Annotated in this window: 11 protein-coding genes; 1 reads left to right on the forward strand and 10 read right to left on the reverse strand. The window is 62.8% G+C overall.

Annotation, left to right across the window (positions count from 1 at the left end; genetic code table 11):
* Positions 1–21 precede the first annotated feature (21 nt).
* From IVB22_RS26005 to IVB22_RS26015, 3 genes are all read right to left on the reverse strand, one after another.
* Positions 22–1,812 (reverse strand): peptide ABC transporter substrate-binding protein, encoded by a 1,791-nt coding sequence (locus IVB22_RS26005; RefSeq protein ID WP_247520096.1) that lies wholly within the window; start codon positions 1,810–1,812, stop codon positions 22–24.
* A gap of 292 nt (positions 1,813–2,104) precedes the next feature.
* Positions 2,105–3,523, reverse strand: a complete 1,419-nt coding sequence (locus IVB22_RS26010) for a M20 family metallopeptidase (RefSeq protein ID WP_247520097.1) — start codon at positions 3,521–3,523, stop codon at positions 2,105–2,107.
* Positions 3,524–4,038: 515 nt separating this feature from the next.
* Complete coding sequence (locus IVB22_RS26015) at positions 4,039–5,286, reverse strand: multidrug effflux MFS transporter (RefSeq protein WP_247520098.1); 1,248 nt, start codon at positions 5,284–5,286, stop codon at positions 4,039–4,041.
* Positions 5,287–5,523: 237 nt separating this feature from the next.
* Here IVB22_RS26015 and hemC point away from each other — a divergent pair, with 237 nt between their 5' ends.
* A complete protein-coding gene (gene hemC / locus IVB22_RS26020; RefSeq protein WP_256467454.1) occupies positions 5,524–6,498 on the forward strand; it encodes a hydroxymethylbilane synthase in 975 nt (324 codons plus the stop codon).
* Between the two features lie 186 nt (positions 6,499–6,684).
* Here the strand turns inward: hemC and IVB22_RS26025 are convergent, their stop codons facing one another.
* The 7 genes from IVB22_RS26025 to IVB22_RS26055 form a co-directional block, all read right to left on the reverse strand.
* Positions 6,685–7,287, reverse strand: a complete 603-nt coding sequence (locus tag IVB22_RS26025; protein ID WP_247520099.1) for a DUF4337 domain-containing protein — start codon at positions 7,285–7,287, stop codon at positions 6,685–6,687.
* A 401-nt stretch (positions 7,288–7,688) separates the two neighbouring features.
* Positions 7,689–8,165, reverse strand: coding sequence for a cyclic nucleotide-binding domain-containing protein (locus IVB22_RS26030; protein ID WP_247520100.1), 477 nt, complete (start codon positions 8,163–8,165; stop codon positions 7,689–7,691).
* A 114-nt stretch (positions 8,166–8,279) separates the two neighbouring features.
* On the reverse strand, positions 8,280–10,007 hold the full coding sequence (locus IVB22_RS26035; protein WP_247520101.1) for a SulP family inorganic anion transporter: 1,728 nt from the start codon (positions 10,005–10,007) through the stop codon (positions 8,280–8,282).
* A 42-nt stretch (positions 10,008–10,049) separates the two neighbouring features.
* The gene (ppk2, locus tag IVB22_RS26040) at positions 10,050–10,883 is read right to left on the reverse strand and encodes a polyphosphate kinase 2 (RefSeq protein ID WP_247520102.1); all 834 of its coding nucleotides are present in this window, start codon (positions 10,881–10,883) and stop codon (positions 10,050–10,052) included.
* 137 nt (positions 10,884–11,020) lie between these two features.
* Complete coding sequence (locus tag IVB22_RS26045; RefSeq protein ID WP_247520103.1) at positions 11,021–11,980, reverse strand: sugar ABC transporter substrate-binding protein; 960 nt, start codon at positions 11,978–11,980, stop codon at positions 11,021–11,023.
* 108 nt (positions 11,981–12,088) lie between these two features.
* Complete coding sequence (locus IVB22_RS26050; protein WP_247520104.1) at positions 12,089–14,626, reverse strand: branched-chain amino acid ABC transporter ATP-binding protein/permease; 2,538 nt, start codon at positions 14,624–14,626, stop codon at positions 12,089–12,091.
* On the reverse strand, positions 14,623–15,498 hold the full coding sequence (locus IVB22_RS26055) for a branched-chain amino acid ABC transporter permease (RefSeq protein WP_247520105.1): 876 nt from the start codon (positions 15,496–15,498) through the stop codon (positions 14,623–14,625). Before IVB22_RS26055 ends, IVB22_RS26050 begins: the two co-directional genes overlap by 4 nt.
* Positions 15,499–15,530 lie beyond the last annotated feature (32 nt).

The following is a 15,530-nucleotide window of genomic DNA, read 5'->3' on the forward strand; positions in this document are numbered from 1 at the left end:
CGATCCGCCTAACGCCGGCTATCAGATCTCTCGATACCAGTCCTGGATATTGTCGGTGTCGTTGGTCCAGCCGCTGAGCACCGGGCGCAGCGAATTGGTTGCCGCGCCCACCTTCAGGCGGTGCATCACCGGGATGACCACCGTGTCCTGCCACATGATGTCGTTGGCCTTGATGTAGAACGCGGCCCGCTTGACCGGATCGACTTCAGCCTCGGCCGCGTCGATCGCAGCGTCAAACTCCTGGTTGACCCAGCGCGGGAAATTCCGGCCCTGCCATTTGTTTTCCTTGGTGGCCACGAAGCGCGAATGAAAGCGCCGCATATGCTGGGCCGGGTCGGGCTGGGTCATCGGAATCTGGAACATTTCGATGTCGGCATAGAATTTGGAATAGGTGTCCGGATTGGCGACATCCGAAGAGAAAAAGACCGAGGCCACGACCGATTTCAATTCGACGTCGATGCCGGCCTTCTGGCAGGCCTGTTTGACGATCGCCTGGGTCTTCTGGCGCGGGCCGTTGGTCGAGGTCTGGTACAGCAGTTTCAGTTTCTTTCCGTCCTTCTCCCGGATGCCGTCGACCCCGACTTTCCATCCGGCCTCCTCCAGCAGTTGGGTCGCCTTCTCGATGCTGAACTCCCATTTCGTGTTCTTGGAGACGAACTGTTCGGGACCGTTGAGGAAGCTGGCCGTGGTACGTCCGGCGCGACCGTAGATGTGCTTTTGAATGGCATCGCGGTCGACGAGGAGCGCCAGCGCCTTGCGAACGGCCGGATTGGAGAGCAGGGGATGCTTGGTCTTGATCGAGGAACGTTCGCCGTCGACCTCGGTGTTGGGATCGGTGAAGTTCAGCGCGATGAACTCGATATCGCCGCCGGTCGAGTAGACAGTCTTGCCCTTGCCGCCCTTCTCCAGACGCAGCAGGACATCGTCTTCCACCTGCATGTTCCAGGCATAGTCATATTCGCCGGTCTGAATCACCGCGCGCGCCGCCGAGACGGCATCGCCGCCGCCCTTGATCTCGATCGTATCGAAGTAGGGCCGGTTCGGCATGTGGTAGTCAGGATTGATTTCCCCACGCACGAGGTCGCCCGGCTTGAACTCGACGAACTTGTAGGGCCCGGTGCCGACGGGCTTGAGATTGTTCGGAGCCTCGCGGGATTTGGCGCCCTTGTAATCGGCAAACAGATGCTTGGGCAGGATGCAGCCGACCACCGCGACAAAAGCATCGGCCCAGAACGGGGTGGGATTCTTGAACAGGACGCGGACGGTGAGATCATCAACCTTTTCGACTGATATGTCCTGGTAAACACCGATGGTCAACGCCGCGGTGGCGGGATCGCGGGCGTATTCCCAGTTGAACACGACGTCGTCGGCAGTGAACGGCTTGCCGTCATGCCACTTGACGCCCGGCTTGAGCTTCCAGGTCACCGACTTGCCGTCGGCGGCGAGACCGCCGTTCTGGATCGACGGAATTTCCGCCACTAGAATCGGACAGAGGTTGCCGGCGGAATCCCAGCTCGCCAGCGGCTCATAGAAGATACGCGAGCCGTCCTGGTCCTTGGTGCCGGTGGCAAAATGCGGATTGAGCAGGGTCGGTCCCTGCCACCACAGCAATTTAAGCGGCCCGCCGCCGCCGCGTTTGGTCGGTTTGTAAGGAGCCGGACTCTGCGCCATCGCCACACCACCGATGGCAAGGATCTGCGTGGCCATCGGCGCGGTGAGGCCGAGAGCGATCATCCGCTGAACGAAGCCGCGGCGATCCATGCGCCCGTCCTTCACCTCGTCGATCATGGTTCGCAGTTCGGTGTCCAGCATCGTTGTCCCCGTCTGGTTCTGATGTTGTCGCAGTGCGCCGCCGGGCGGCAGCGTGGGATGTTCACCGGTAAGATGGCACACCAAATACCCCGTAGGTCAACGGCTGCCTGTCAACAATTGGCAGCATCGACGGGGGGCGATGATTTTTGCTTGGGCAGAAACGCGCTGCGGCGCACATCGCTTTGGCAATCCGGCGGCGTCGGCGCGGCAAAAGCGCGCGGAATCGCGCTCTGCACTGCAAAAAATTTGTTCGCCTGGCGCCAGTGCCAAGTCCCGGTCAAGCCGGCGTCAGTCAGATCCGCGACATGTCCAGCGGCGGCGCGACGCTGTCCGGCAGCGGGCTGACATAGGGAGTGCGGGTGGTGCGCTTGTTCAGGTCGGCCTTGGCGGCGGCGATCAGGTCCGGTTCCGTCAGCGCCCTGACGCCGAGCCCCGCCATCGCCTTGGCCGCCTGCACCATGGCCTTGTGGGCGTGCGGGCTCTTGCCCTGCGCCACCACCTGCCAGGTGTGAAAGGGAGTGCCGATGGCAACCGTCGGGGCATGAACCTGCACGGTCGGCACGACCCAGCTCACGTCGCCGACGTCGGTCGAGCCGATTTGCGGGTTACGCTTGGCGTTAAGCGGCACGATGAAATCGGCCAGCGGCCGGTCGGTCGGATCCATGCCGATCGAGTGATAGACGCTCGCGATATCCTTATCCGTCAGCGTGGAGCGGATCCTGGCCGCGAAATCCTTGTCGGTGTCATCGAAATGCGGCGGGCCGAGTTCCTCCATGATGCGATGAAGCGCCGCCTCGAGCGGGGTGTTCGGCAACAGATTGGAGACGGCGGAAATGATCTTTATCTCCACCCTGGTTTCGGTCATCAGCGCCGCGCCCTGCGCGATCTTGTGGACCCGCTCGACCAGTTCGTTCATGCCGGGCAGGTCGCGGTCGCGGATCGAATAGCGCACGCGCGCATGGGCCTGCACCACGTTGGGGGCGATGCCGCCGGTGTCGAGCAGGGCGTAATGGACACGGGCGTCGCTCGGCATGTGCTCGCGCATGTAGTTGACGCCGACATTCATCAGCTCGACCGCATCCAGCGCGCTGCGGCCGAGATGCGGCGAGGCGGCGGCATGTGAGGTGCGCCCGGTGAAGATGAAATCGGCGCGCGTGTTGGCGAGCGAGGGCGTCACCACCACTTCCCAGAAGCTCGACGGGTGCCAGGTGATCGCGATGTCGGCGTCGTCGAAGGCGCCATCACGCACCATGAAGGCCTTCGCCGCGCCGCCTTCCTCCGCGGGGCAGCCGTAATAGCGCACGCGCCCCGGCACCTTGTGTTCGGCGAGCCAATCCTTCACCGCGGTGGCGGCGAGCAGGGCGGCGGAGCCGAGCAGATTGTGGCCGCAACCATGGCCATGGCCGCCAGCTTCCAGTGGCCGAGGCTCCGCCACGCCGGCTTCCTGGCTGAGACCGGGTAGCGCGTCGTACTCGCCCAGAAAGGCGATCACCGGCCCGCCTTCGCCCCATTCACCCATCACCGCGGTGGGAATGCCTGCGACCTGCTCGGTGATGCGGAAACCCTGATGGCGCAGCTCGGCCAGATGTTCGGCGGACGAGCGCGCCTCGGTGTAGCAGACCTCGGGCATCGCCCAGACCCGGTCGCTCAAGTCGACGAAGCGCGGCTTGATGGTGTCGACGCCACGCCAGATGTTACTGCGGTTATCCATCGTTCGATTTCCGATCCCAAACGCGATGTGAGCGTGGAATTGTTACCAGCTTCGCCAAAAGACGCCCAGCGCCGAACGGACAATCAGCCATGCGGCCGGGGCGGGACGCTACCTCAACTAGCGTTTGGGCTGAGCGCGGCTGGAGAAAGGTCGGGCGATCGAACGGCCGCCCGACGTAGACGGAAAGGAGATCGGTCAGCCCTTGCGATTTAGAACAAGCCGCTGACAATGAATCCGAAGGTGCAGAGCACCATAAAAATTGCGCCGACCATAACCCAGGTCGGGGAATCGGGCGGGGGCACGGCATGTGGCTTCATGGCAAGCACCAACGACGATCGTGACCGGTCGCGAATCTAACTTCGGCTCGCAGGCAAGCCAACCGCCCTTAGGTTGATCTGCTCCAAAAAATCGAACACGCGCTGCTCGGTTCAAAAGGTAACACTGGAACGAAAGCGGGAGAGACCGGGAGCTTGGGAGATGCGCGGCAATCCGGGCAGATGAGCGAGCGTCGGCTTTCACATCACAGCGTTGTGCGGCCGGAACAGCCGGCCTTTCTCCACCACCAGCACCACGGCGAGCGCGGCCAGTGTGCATAGGAAGAAGCCGGTCGCGAACGGCACCAGCGTGCCGTCGTAATCCTGGCCGATGGTGGCGCCGATGCCGATGGCGAGGAGCGTGGTGATCGAGCCGTACAGCGAGGCGGCGGTGCCGGCGATATGGCCCTGCGGCTCCATGGCGAGCGCGGTGAAATTGGCGATCATCAAGCCGAACGCAAACATCATCGATACCGAGAGCACCATGAACAGGGGCAGAGGCAGCATCTGCATTTTCGCCGTCACCAGCATGGTTGCGGCAATGACCACGAAGCCGATCAGCGCGCTGTGGGATAGCACGCGCATGCCGAGGCGGCCGACGAGGCGGGAATTGACGAACCCGGCGATCGCGGTTCCGACGGCGACGCCGGCAAACGCAACCGGAAAATAATGCCCGAGCTGGTAGATGCCGGTGAACACCTGCTGGGAGATGAATACGAAGGCGAACAGCGAACCCAATACGCCGCCGGCCGCCAGCGCATAACCCAGCGTCTGGCGATGGGTTACGGTCTGGCGGAACGCATCGAACACCGCGCCGATGGCGAGCGACCTCCGTTTGGCGACGGGCAACGTCTCCGGCATGCGCAGCGCGCTCCAGACCAGGGCCACCACGCCATACAGCATCAGCACGATGAAGATGCCGCGCCATTGCGTCAGCATCAGCACGGCCTGGCCGAATGCCGGGGCGACGACGGGCACGGCAATGAACACCATCATCGCCAGCGACATCACGCTCGCCATGCGCCGGCCGGCGTAGCAGTCGCGGACGATCGAGGTCGCGATCACACGCGTGGCCGAGGTGCAGACACCCTGCAGCGCGCGCGCCAGCAGCAAGGTTTCAAAAGAAGGAGCCGCGATCGCGAGCAGGCTGGCGATACAATAGACGGTCATGCCGCCGAGCAGGATCGGCCGCCGCCCGAACCGGTCGGATAGCGGGCCCATCACGAACTGGCCGATGCCGAAGCCGACCAGAAAGATCGACAGCACCATCTGCGGACGGTTGACTGAGGTGATGTGGAAGGCGGACGCGATATCCGGCAGCGCCGGCAGCATCATGTCCATCGCCAGCGGATTCAGCGCCATGATCGAGGCGATCACGATCACGAATTCGGGGAAGCCCATCGGGCGGTGGCCTGAAGCGGCCAGGGCATCGGCACTGGTATCGGACAACTAAAAATCCTTTTTCAGGCGGCACCTTATGGACTTTGGTGCGCTGCACAAATAACGTTTTCGGCATGGCAGACCATCGGCCAGCGGGGCTTGAAGCAGGCCACGTCGGTCAGGCCGGAAGGACTCGCTCGGGCGGCAGGCCAAAGACGTTGTTCTGGTGGGCGGCTTGTTCTATCCCCTAGGCATGAATCAACAGCCTGATCGCGTTCGAACGGAGACCTTGTGTCGGGACAGACCTTGAAGATCGGCACGCGCAAGAGCGCGATGGCGCTGGCGCAGACGGAAGGGATCGCGCGGCTGTTGCGCGCGGCCGATCCCGCGCTCGACGTCGAGATCGTCAAGTTCGAAACCCGCGGCGACCAGGACCAGACCAGCAAGCTGCTGCGCCATGGCGGCAAGGGCGGCGCCTTCGTAGCCGAAATTCGCGAAGCGATGCGCGCACGCCAATTGCAGGCGGCGATGCATTCGCTGAAGGACGTTCCCGGCAACGAGGAGACGCCCGGCCTGATCATTGCAGCGACCCTGCCGCGCGACGCCGCCAACGACGCGCTGGTGCTGCGTCCCGGCCTTTCGCTGGATGCGTTTCGCGCTTCGCAAGGCAAGGGTTTCAAGATCGGCACCAATGCGGTGCGCCGCGCGGCCTATCTGCGCCGGCTGTTTCCGGAAGTGACGGTGATCCATTATCGCGGCGCGGCTGACACTCGCGTGGCAAAACTCGATCGCGGCGACAAGCAGCGGCTGCCCGACGGCGGCGAGGTAGGGCCTGCGGACGCGCTTGTCATGGCGCGGTCGGGGCTCGAGCGGATCGGAATGACCTCGCGCATCGTTCATGATTTCTCGGTTCGCGAGATGCTGCCGGCGGTGGGGCAGGGCATCGTCGCGGTCGAATGCGTCGAGAACGACTGGCTCACGCGCGGCCGCCTCGCCAAGATCGAGGACGCCGCGTCGCGCCTCTGTGCCGAGGCCGAGCGCGAGGTGCTGTGGGTGTTGAACGGCCATTGCAACTCGCCGATCGCCGGCCACGCCACGCTGGCGGGCGGCGAGATGACGCTAACCGCAGCGGTGCTGGATGAAACCGGTGACCGCTTCATCGAGGTGTCGCGGCATGGCGCTGCAGACCGGCCCCGCGAACTTGGCCGCGCCGTCGGACTGGAGTTGTTGGACGAGGGCGCAGCCGAGATTATTGCGCGCACACGGCCGGACGAACATTAGGGCGCGTACCCAATAAATCGAGCTTGATTGCTGCTCGATGTCCGATATGCGCGCGATAGCGGACCAAATTCCGCATCGCTGCGGAACGACGCTAAGTGCCCCGCCAAACTGAAGCGGCCTCAGTTTAGTGCTCCCTCGTCCTTGCCATACAGCACCCATCCGACCGGCGCAGCGTGCGTGCGACCACTATGCTGCCAGAAACGGTATCTCGATCGCCAGTGTATAGCCGTTGACCATCAGCAGGCCGCCCGCGGCACCGACGATGCCGCCGACGATCGCAAGCCAGGGTAGCGTCGCGACGATCGAGACCGAGATCAGCACGATGGCGATCTGCAGAAGCGCTTCGGCATAGTCGAAGTAGGGATCCTGCTTCAGCGCATGGTCGCGCCTGCTCTCGTAGTCCTTGGCCCGCACCATCAATTCCTTCTTGCCCTCCTGCGTCTCGGGCTCGGACTCGTAGCGTGCCGCCGTCTTGCGATAGGCCTCCGCTTTTGCCTTCAGGGCCGTCCTGGCCTCGGCGTTGAGGCTTCCGTCCTGCAGGAACGCCAGTTCGATCGCGTCGGCCGCGAGGTTGTAGTCGGTCTGGCGGATGTTCTTGGCCTGGTAGAAGGCATACTGGTTCGCGGCATAGATGTTGTTGTTGGTCGCCTCCTTGTCGGCGTTGGCGCCGCCAAGCCCGGTGATGGCCAGCAGCATCGCCAGAATGGCGATGCTGACCGCCGCGCGCTGCTTGAAGCGGTCGTTCTCTTTCTCCTGATCCATCATGTCGGCGGCGTCTTCGGCTTTCATCGATCTGCTCCTCCTCGCCCCTAAAGGGTAGGGCACGATAAACAACGGCGTTATGTCACCATCGCGACGCACGAGCACGTTGATTTGTTCCGCAGAATGCGGCAGGCGCGATCGGTCATACGAAGGGATCGGCAATTCCCACGCAGCGATCAAGGTTTACGCAAACCTTCGGATGCTTCAGTTCAAGCGTCACAGGAACGACGCGCCTTTACGGGAGAGAAGTCGACCAAAATGAGGTCGAAACAGGCCAGCCACAAGGCCAATACAAACGGTCCGCTTCGAGTCATTCGCTACCCAGCGATCCAGCGGCAAGTCCAGCCATGTCCGCTGCGACGCCGAGAGCGGAAGTCAATTCGGAACGTTGGCGGTCACGCCACGGGGCGTTGCGGGGCGTGTCTGCATCATTCACTCGCGTGAAAGGTCAACTCGGCAATGCGACGGTCGGCGCGACGGAGTCGCCGGCAAAGTTCGCGGTTGATATTCTGCATCACGATTACATAGGCGTGAATGTCGGCCTTGTAGTACGTGTAGAGGTTTCGGGCCGTGAGCTCGTACAGCACGGTTGCGCTCTCCGCGACGACGGTGGCTGACCGGTTCTGCATTTCGATGAGCGTCATTTCGCCGAAGAAATCGCCGACCTCGAGATTCGACATCCGAATGGAGCGCCCGGAATCACCGAGCTTGCTCACCACGAGATCGCCCGAGTGAACAATGAACATGGAGCGCCCCGGTTCTCCTTCTGCGACGATCGTGGCGCCGGCGTCGAAGCGGCGCTCGACCAGCATTGAGGCCAGGAGATCAAGGCTTGCGTCCGAGAGGCCACCGAAGAAAGGTGTGGCGCGCAAAAATGCTTTCAGATCGGGCGAGCTGACAGCCATCGATCCAATATACCCTCGCTCCCGGAAGCGGCAAGTTCGGAACCTGCTTTCGCGGCCGCGCGGTTGCTGGCCTCCTTCAAGGATCCGTCAGGCGACGTGTTCCAGCCCGGCATGTTACTTCCCGAGTTTGACCTGGTCCTCCCAGTCCTCCCACTTTACGTCATGGGTTTCCAGGTAACTGGAAACGGCTGCGCCGATGGTCGGGAAGAAATATTGCTCGCCAAGCTGCGAGAACAATCCAAATCGCTTCAGCTTGTCCTTTACCGGATCTTTCAGTTCGGCAAAGCATAAGTCGATACCCTGCGCGTGCAACGTCTCGTCCAATTCGGCGACTGTATCGCCGGCGGAGACGTCCACGCTGGTGACAGGCTCCGCCGCAACGACCAGCCAGCGTACCGGCGTCGGCGATTTCGCCACGGCGTCCAGTACGCGCTCCTTGAAGAATTCAGCGTTGGCGAAGAAGAGGGGCGCATCCCACCGAAACAGGACCAGCCCGGGGATTTGGCGTGCATCCGGATATCTTGTGATGTCGTGATAACCTTTGACGCCATGGGCGCGACCCAACACGGTGGAGTGTGGGCGCCAGCCGTCCCACAGGAATTCGATAATGGCGATTGCGATTGCGAGCCCAATTCCCGGAATCACTCCGAATACGGCCACGCCGACAAAGCAGACCATCGACAGCCAGAACTCCCACTGCTGAATCCGATAGATTCGTTTGAGGTCGGTGACCTCAAACAAGCCGATCGCGGCGGCGATGACGACGGCCGCCAATGCAGCGGAGGGCAAATGCTGAAGCAGGTTTGGTGCCACCAGCAGAAGGGTGGCGATGGCAAGCGCGCCGACGACGCTGGTTAACTGGGTATGGGCGCCGGCGGCTTCGGCAACCGGAGTACGCGAAGAGCTGCTGCTGATCGGGAAACCTTGAAAAAAGCCGGTTGCCAGATTGGCGGCGCCAAGCCCCACCATCTCCTGGTTGGGATCGACATGAGTGCCCAATCGTGCGGCATAGGAACGCGAAAGGACGCTGGTGTCCGCAAACGAAACCAGGGCAATGGCGCAGCCGCCGACCAGTACCGGGACGATGTCGCCGTAGGTGATCCAGGGGATTGCGAAACCCGGCAATCCCTCTGGAAGGGGACCAATGACCGCCACGCCGTAACGGGTCCCAAGATCAAGCGCGCCGACGACGGCGGTCGCCGCAACCACCGCAATCAGAATGCCTGGCAGCCGCTTGTTGTTCTGGAGCAGCAAGATGACCATCAGCGTGCCGAGCCCGATCCCGAAGGCGACCCAGTTTGTCTTTCCTTCAAGGATCGCATCGGCGATCGCCCACAGGCTCCGCAGGGGTCCTTCGCCCTTGATCGAGAAACCGAAGAGGTTTGGCAGTTGGCTGATCAGAACGGTCAATGCAATTCCGTTCATATAGCCGTACCGTATCGGTTTGGAGAGCAGCTCGGTGACAAAACCCAGGCGCCCGATACCGGCTAGAATGCATACCGTTCCTGAAACGATCGCCATCATGGCAGCGAGCGTTGCGGCGCGAAGAGGATCGCCACCAGACAGCGGAACGACAACGCCGAGGATGACAGCCGCCAGCGCCGAGTCCGGTCCGAGCACGAGGATGCGGCTGGGGCCGAACAGCGCGTAGACCAACAGCGGTACGATCGTTGCGTACAGACCGTAGATGCCAGGCAAGCCCGATGCTACCGCGTAGGCAATTCCAACCGGGACCAGCATGGCCGCCAGCACGAGTCCAGCGACGATATCGTGCGGAAGCCACGCCGCCTCATATCGACGCAGCGTTTCGATGCCCGGCAGCCAATGCATCCGATACTTCATTGGCGGTCACTTCCAGACCTGACCAGACAGCGCGCCGAAACGTCAGTAGCGGCCGGGAATCGGCTCGCCGGCGCCCAGACCCACGGTAGCATTCTTAGGCTGCCGCTGCGCCTTGGGAATCTTCGGCAAGTCTACGTCGACCTTCTTGTATGGGATGCTGTCGAGCAGATGCCGGATCAGGTTCAGCCGGGCGCGACGCTTGTTGTCAGCGGGGACGATGTACCAGGGCGACCACGACGTATGGGTGGCCTTGATCATGCGCTGGTAGGCGGTCGTGTAGTCCCACCAGCGCCGCACCGATTCAGTGTCCATCGGACTGAGCTTCCAGTGTTTCACCGGGTCTTTGATCCTCGCCTCAAACCGGCGACGTTGCTCGTCCTGGCTTACGTCGAGAAAGTATTTGCGCAGGATGATGCCGTTGTTGACGATCATCTCCCGCTCGACCACGGGGACCATCGCCAAGAACCGCTCGTAGTCTTCATCGGTGACGAAGTCCATCACCCGCTCGACGCCGGCTCGATTGTACCACGAGCGGTCGAAGAGGACGATCTCGCCCGCTGCCGGAAAATGCGCGATGTAGCGCTGAATGAAGAGTTGGGTCTTCTCGCGGTCGGACGGGACGGGCAGTGCCACGTGGCGGTAGACGCGCGGGCTGGTCCGCGCTGTGATCCGGCTGATCACGCCGCCTTTGCCTGCGGTGTCCCGGCCCTCGAAGACCACGATGATGCGTGCCCCCTTGTCTTTGACCCAGGTCTGCAGCCGGGTCAGTTCGACCTGAAGCTTCGCGAGCTCCTTCTCAAATTCCTTGCGGCTCACCTTGCCAGGCTCGGCCGGCGCCTCAACTACCTCGCCCTTCTTCGGCTTTTCCTTCAACATCTGGCAGCCTCCCGGGCTACTACTGAACTGTTCGGTCGTGTTACACGCACCGCAGGACGATCCTGATACCGGACGGGAGCAGAGCGCCGCGTTGTTTTGTTGACCTAGATCAAAGGACCTTCGCAATGGGGCTTTGACTAGCGCGCCACCTCTGCCCATTCCGGGCAGGTGCGCTGGTCGACCGGCACCAGCCACGCCTTGTAGTTGGTCTTGTCGATCACTTCCGCAGGGAGCATCACCTTTTCCGGCAGCGGCTCTTTCTTGAGGTGACGTACCGCCGCCCGCGTTGCAGTGCAGCCGATCTTGAACATGTTGAAATCGACGGTCGCCAGCATCCCGCCGGTTTCGATCTGCTTCACCGCCGGAAGGATGCCGTTGATGCCGATCACGATCGCCGTGCGGTTCGCGGCCTTCAGCGCCTCCAGCACGCCCAGCGCCATGCTGTCATTGGCCGACAGCACTGCGTCGATTTCCTTGTGCTCGGTGAGAAACTTCTCCATCACGCGCCTGGCGTCGGGCTGCTGGTAGTTGCCGATGCCCGATCCCAAAACCTGGATGCCAGGAAATTCACCGAATGCGCGCTGGTATCCGCGCACGCGCTCGCGATTGGTCGGTGCGGCGGGCGTTCCCTCGATGACGACGATCTTTCCCTTGCCGCCGAGCTTCTCGAAGAGATAGCGCGCCTCGCGATATCCAATTTCGAAATCGTCGGCGCCGACATAGGTGACGAAGCTGCCGGGTAGCGGATTGGAAACCAGCACGATGGGGATTTTGGCGTCGTTGAGCTTCTTCACGGAATCGATCATGGCGACGTCGTCGACGGGGATGAAGATGACGGCGTCGGGTTTGTCCTTCAGCACCTGTTCCACCATCGCCTTCTGTTCGTCGACGTTGTCAGGCTGGTTCGGGACCAGGTGGATCACCTTCACGCCGGTGGTGCGCGCGATCTGGTCGGAGGCGATACGAAAGGCCTCATAGGCGGGGTTGGTGCGGTTCTTGGTGAATACGGCGATGGTCATCTGGTTGTCGGCCGCGCTGGCGCTGATTGCGTAGAGCGCTATGACGCCTGACAACGTAGCCTTCAGCAGATATCGCATCGCAGCCTCCCAAGGAGTTCCGTCATTGCGAGCGAAGCAAAGCAATCCATAGTGCCGCAAAAAGAAAGAATGGATTGCTTCGCTTCGCTCGCAATGACGTGGTGAGATTTAGAGCCACAGTATCTTCTTCCGGTATTCGAGGTCGGTGAGCAGTGGTTGCGCAGGCCCCTCGTGGAACACCGCGCCGCGCTCCAGCGCGAAGACGCGGTCGGCGAGCGCCAGCACGAGATCGAGATTGTGTTCGACGATCACGATGGAGATGTGCTGCCGGAGCCGGTCGAACACCTTGAACAGGTCGAGAATCACGGCCGGCGCCAGTCCCTCGAAGGGTTCGTCGAGCAGCAGCAGTTTGACGTTGCCCGACATCGCACGCGCCACCGCCACCATCTGCTGCTCGCCGCCGGAAAGATAATCCGCCGCGACGTCCATGCGCTCCTTGAGCCGTGGGAAGTATTCGAGGATCTGTGCTTCGTCCCACACCACGCCGTTGCTGCCGTCGGTCTTGCGCGCGAGACGGCCGAGGGAGAGGTTTTCCCGAACCGTCATGCCGGCGAACAGGCCGCGGCCCTGTGGCACATAGCCGATGCCGGCGCGCGCGATATCGGGCGCGGGCAGGCGGGAGATGTCGCTGCCGGCATATTCGATAGTGCCCGACGACAGCGGCACGAGGCCCGCGAGGGTCTTCAACAGCGTCGACTTGCCGGCGCCGTTGCGGCCGAGCAGGGCGACGATCTCGCCCTCGCGCACGTCGAGCGTGGCGTCGTGCAGGATATGGCTCTTGCCGTAGAAGGTGTTGACGCGTTCGAAACGCAGGATCGGCGCGGCGCCGGCTTTGGCGTGATCGCTGCTGAGATGCTCGACCTCGGGTACGCCGGTGCCGGTATAGACCTCCTGCACCCTGCGGTCGGCGCGCACGGCCTCGGGCGTGCCGGTCATCAGCACTTCGCCCTGGTTCATCACGGTGACGGTGCGGGAGAAGCCAAGCACGCGGTCGATGTCGTGCTCGACGATCAGGACCGGAATATTGGCGGCGATGTTTTTCACGAGGTTCGACACGCGCTCGCGCTCGGCGGCAGCAAGGCCCGCCAGCGGCTCGTCCAGCAGCAGCACCTGTGGCTTGGAGCCGAGGGCGATGCCGAGATCGACCAGCCGCTGCCCGCCATACGACAGTTCGCCGCCCTCGATGGTCTCGATCCCTTCGAGGCCGAGGAATTTTATGAGCTCCGCGGTCTCGGCGTGGATGTCTTCGTAGTGGTCGATGTCGCGCCAGAGGTTGAAGCGCCCGGCGTTCTGAGCCTGCAGCGACAGCCGCAGGTTTTCGTAGATCGAGAGACCCTTGAACAAATTGGTGATCTGGAACGAGCGCGCCAACCCCTGATGGCAGATCGCCTCCGACGGTACGCCCTGGATCTCGCGGCCGTTCAGCTTGATGGTGCCGCTGTCGGTCGGATAGAGGCCGGAGATCAGGTTGAACAGCGTGGTCTTTCCCGCGCCGTTCGGTCCGATCAAGGCGTGAATTTCGCCGGCGCCGACTTGCAGGCTCGCATTGGTGACGGCGCGGATGCCGCCGAAGGTTTTCGAGATGCCGCGCACTTCCAGCACGGTGCCGTTGAGCCCTTTCGGCAGCAGGAAGGCCGGCAGCGGCAGGCCTTCGTAAATTTTTCGGCGGCTCATCGCGGCGGATTCTTCCGGCGGCGGCCACCAGCGTTTTGAAAGCGTCGCCCAGATGCCGACGAGGCCGCCCGGCGAGTACAGCACGAAGGCGACGAAGACCAGGCCGAACCACAGCAGCCAGTTCCCCGTCCAGATCGAAAACAATTCGCGGAACAGGATGAAGAACAGCGCGCCGATCGCCGGCCCCAGCATGCTGCGCATGCCGCCGATCACGACGATCGCGAGCAGTTCGCCGGAGAAGGGGACCGAGACCGCCTCGGCGGAGACGAGATAATTCTGGAATCCGATCAGCCCGCCGGCAAAGCCGGTCACGACGGCCGAGATCACGAAGACGCCGAGCTTGTAGCGCTCGACCGGATAACCCTGGAACGTGGCACGCAGCTGGTTCTCGCGGATCGCCATCAGCACATGGCCGAACGGCGAGCGCACCAGCCGCAGCAGCAGATAGAGCACGCCGAGGCATAGTATGGAGACGACGATGTAATAGTTCAGCGCATTGTCGAGGTTGAACGGCCCGATGCTGCCGCGTTTCAGCCCGCCGAGGCCGTCCTCGCCGCCGGTCACCGCGGTCCAGCGGAAGGCGATCGTGTAGGCCAGCGCCGATAGTGCCAGCGTCAGCAGCGAGAAATAGACGCCGCGCCGGCGCAGGATGACGAAGCCGACGAAGGTTGAGATGACGGCGACGACGACCGCCGCCAGCAGCAGCGGCAGGAAAATGTCGCCACCGAACCAGTTGCGCTGGATCAGCCCCGCCGCATAGGCGCCGATGCCGAACCACGCGCCGTGGCCGAACGAGACCAGGCCGGTATAGCCGATGCAGAGGTTGAGCCCCATTGCGGCAATGGCGAGCGCGACCACCATCGTCCCGGTGTTGAGCGAGAGGCCAAGCAGATAGAGGCCGAACGGCAGTGCGATGACCGCGAGCGTGGCCAGCAGCAGCGGACGGTATTTGGCGGCAAAGTCGGTCGTCATTCGAACTTCTCGATACGTTCGCCAAGCAGCCCGCGCGGCCGCACCAGCAGCACCAGGAACATCAGCACGTAAATCGATGCTTCACCGGCGGCCGGCGCGAAATGGATGGTGATGCCTCTGACGACACCGACCAGCATCGCCGCCAGCACCACGCCCCAGAAACTGCCGAGGCCGCCGATCACGACGACGACAAATGCCACCGTGATGATCTCGGCGCCCATGGCGGGATGCACGATGGTGATCGGCGCAAAGAACGCGCCGCCGAGCGCGGCCATGCCGACGCCGAGCATAACGATCGCGGTCATGTAGGGCTGTAGCCGAATGCCGAGAGCGGCGACCATGTCCGGCCGCTGGATGCCGGCGCGCACCACGCGGCCGAACGAGGTCTTGTGCAGCAGCAGCCAGACGCCGACGAGGACCGCGGCGACGACGGCGAGGATCAACAAGCGATAGCGCGAGAAGAGGAAGTCGCCGAGGAAGACCGAGCCGCGAAGGCCCTGCGGGATCGCGGCCGATATCGGCGGCGCGCCCCAGATGATCCGGATCGCCTGTTCGGTGACCATGGCGAGGCCGAACGTCACCAACAGGCTCAGGATCGGATCGGCGTCATAAAACCTGCGCAGGATGAAGCGTTCGAAGAGAATGCCGAGCAACGCGACCGCAATCGGCGACAGCACCATCGCCGAACCGAAGCCGAGATATTTCGTGATCTCGACGGAAATGTAGGCGCCGAGCGCATAGAACGCGCCATGCGCGAGATTGACGATGCCGCCGACGCTGAAAATCAGCGACAGGCCGAGCGCGATCAGGAGGTAATAGCCCCCGAGCACCAGGCCATTCACCACCTGCTCCAGCAGAAATCCGAACTGCATGTGCGATCCGCAAGATTGAAAAGAGACGGCGC

Origin of the sequence: Bradyrhizobium sp. 190, from assembly GCF_023073415.1 — a bacterium.
Taxonomy (GTDB): Bacteria; Pseudomonadota; Alphaproteobacteria; order Rhizobiales; family Xanthobacteraceae; genus Bradyrhizobium.

Coding starts and splice junctions, on each gene's coding strand:
- IVB22_RS26030 (WP_247520100.1), bottom strand. CDS start 8,165: ATGGCTGTCAGCTCGCCCGATCTGAAAGCATTTTTGCGCGCCACACCT.
- IVB22_RS26055 (WP_247520105.1), bottom strand. CDS start 15,498: ATGCAGTTCGGATTTCTGCTGGAGCAGGTGGTGAATGGCCTGGTGCTC.
- IVB22_RS26045 (WP_247520103.1), bottom strand. CDS start 11,980: ATGCGATATCTGCTGAAGGCTACGTTGTCAGGCGTCATAGCGCTCTAC.
- IVB22_RS26010 (WP_247520097.1), bottom strand. CDS start 3,523: ATGGATAACCGCAGTAACATCTGGCGTGGCGTCGACACCATCAAGCCG.
- IVB22_RS26035 (WP_247520101.1), bottom strand. CDS start 10,007: ATGAAGTATCGGATGCATTGGCTGCCGGGCATCGAAACGCTGCGTCGA.
- IVB22_RS26005 (WP_247520096.1), bottom strand. CDS start 1,812: ATGCTGGACACCGAACTGCGAACCATGATCGACGAGGTGAAGGACGGG.
- IVB22_RS26025 (WP_247520099.1), bottom strand. CDS start 7,287: ATGAAAGCCGAAGACGCCGCCGACATGATGGATCAGGAGAAAGAGAAC.
- ppk2 (WP_247520102.1), bottom strand. CDS start 10,883: ATGTTGAAGGAAAAGCCGAAGAAGGGCGAGGTAGTTGAGGCGCCGGCC.
- IVB22_RS26050 (WP_247520104.1), bottom strand. CDS start 14,626: ATGACGACCGACTTTGCCGCCAAATACCGTCCGCTGCTGCTGGCCACG.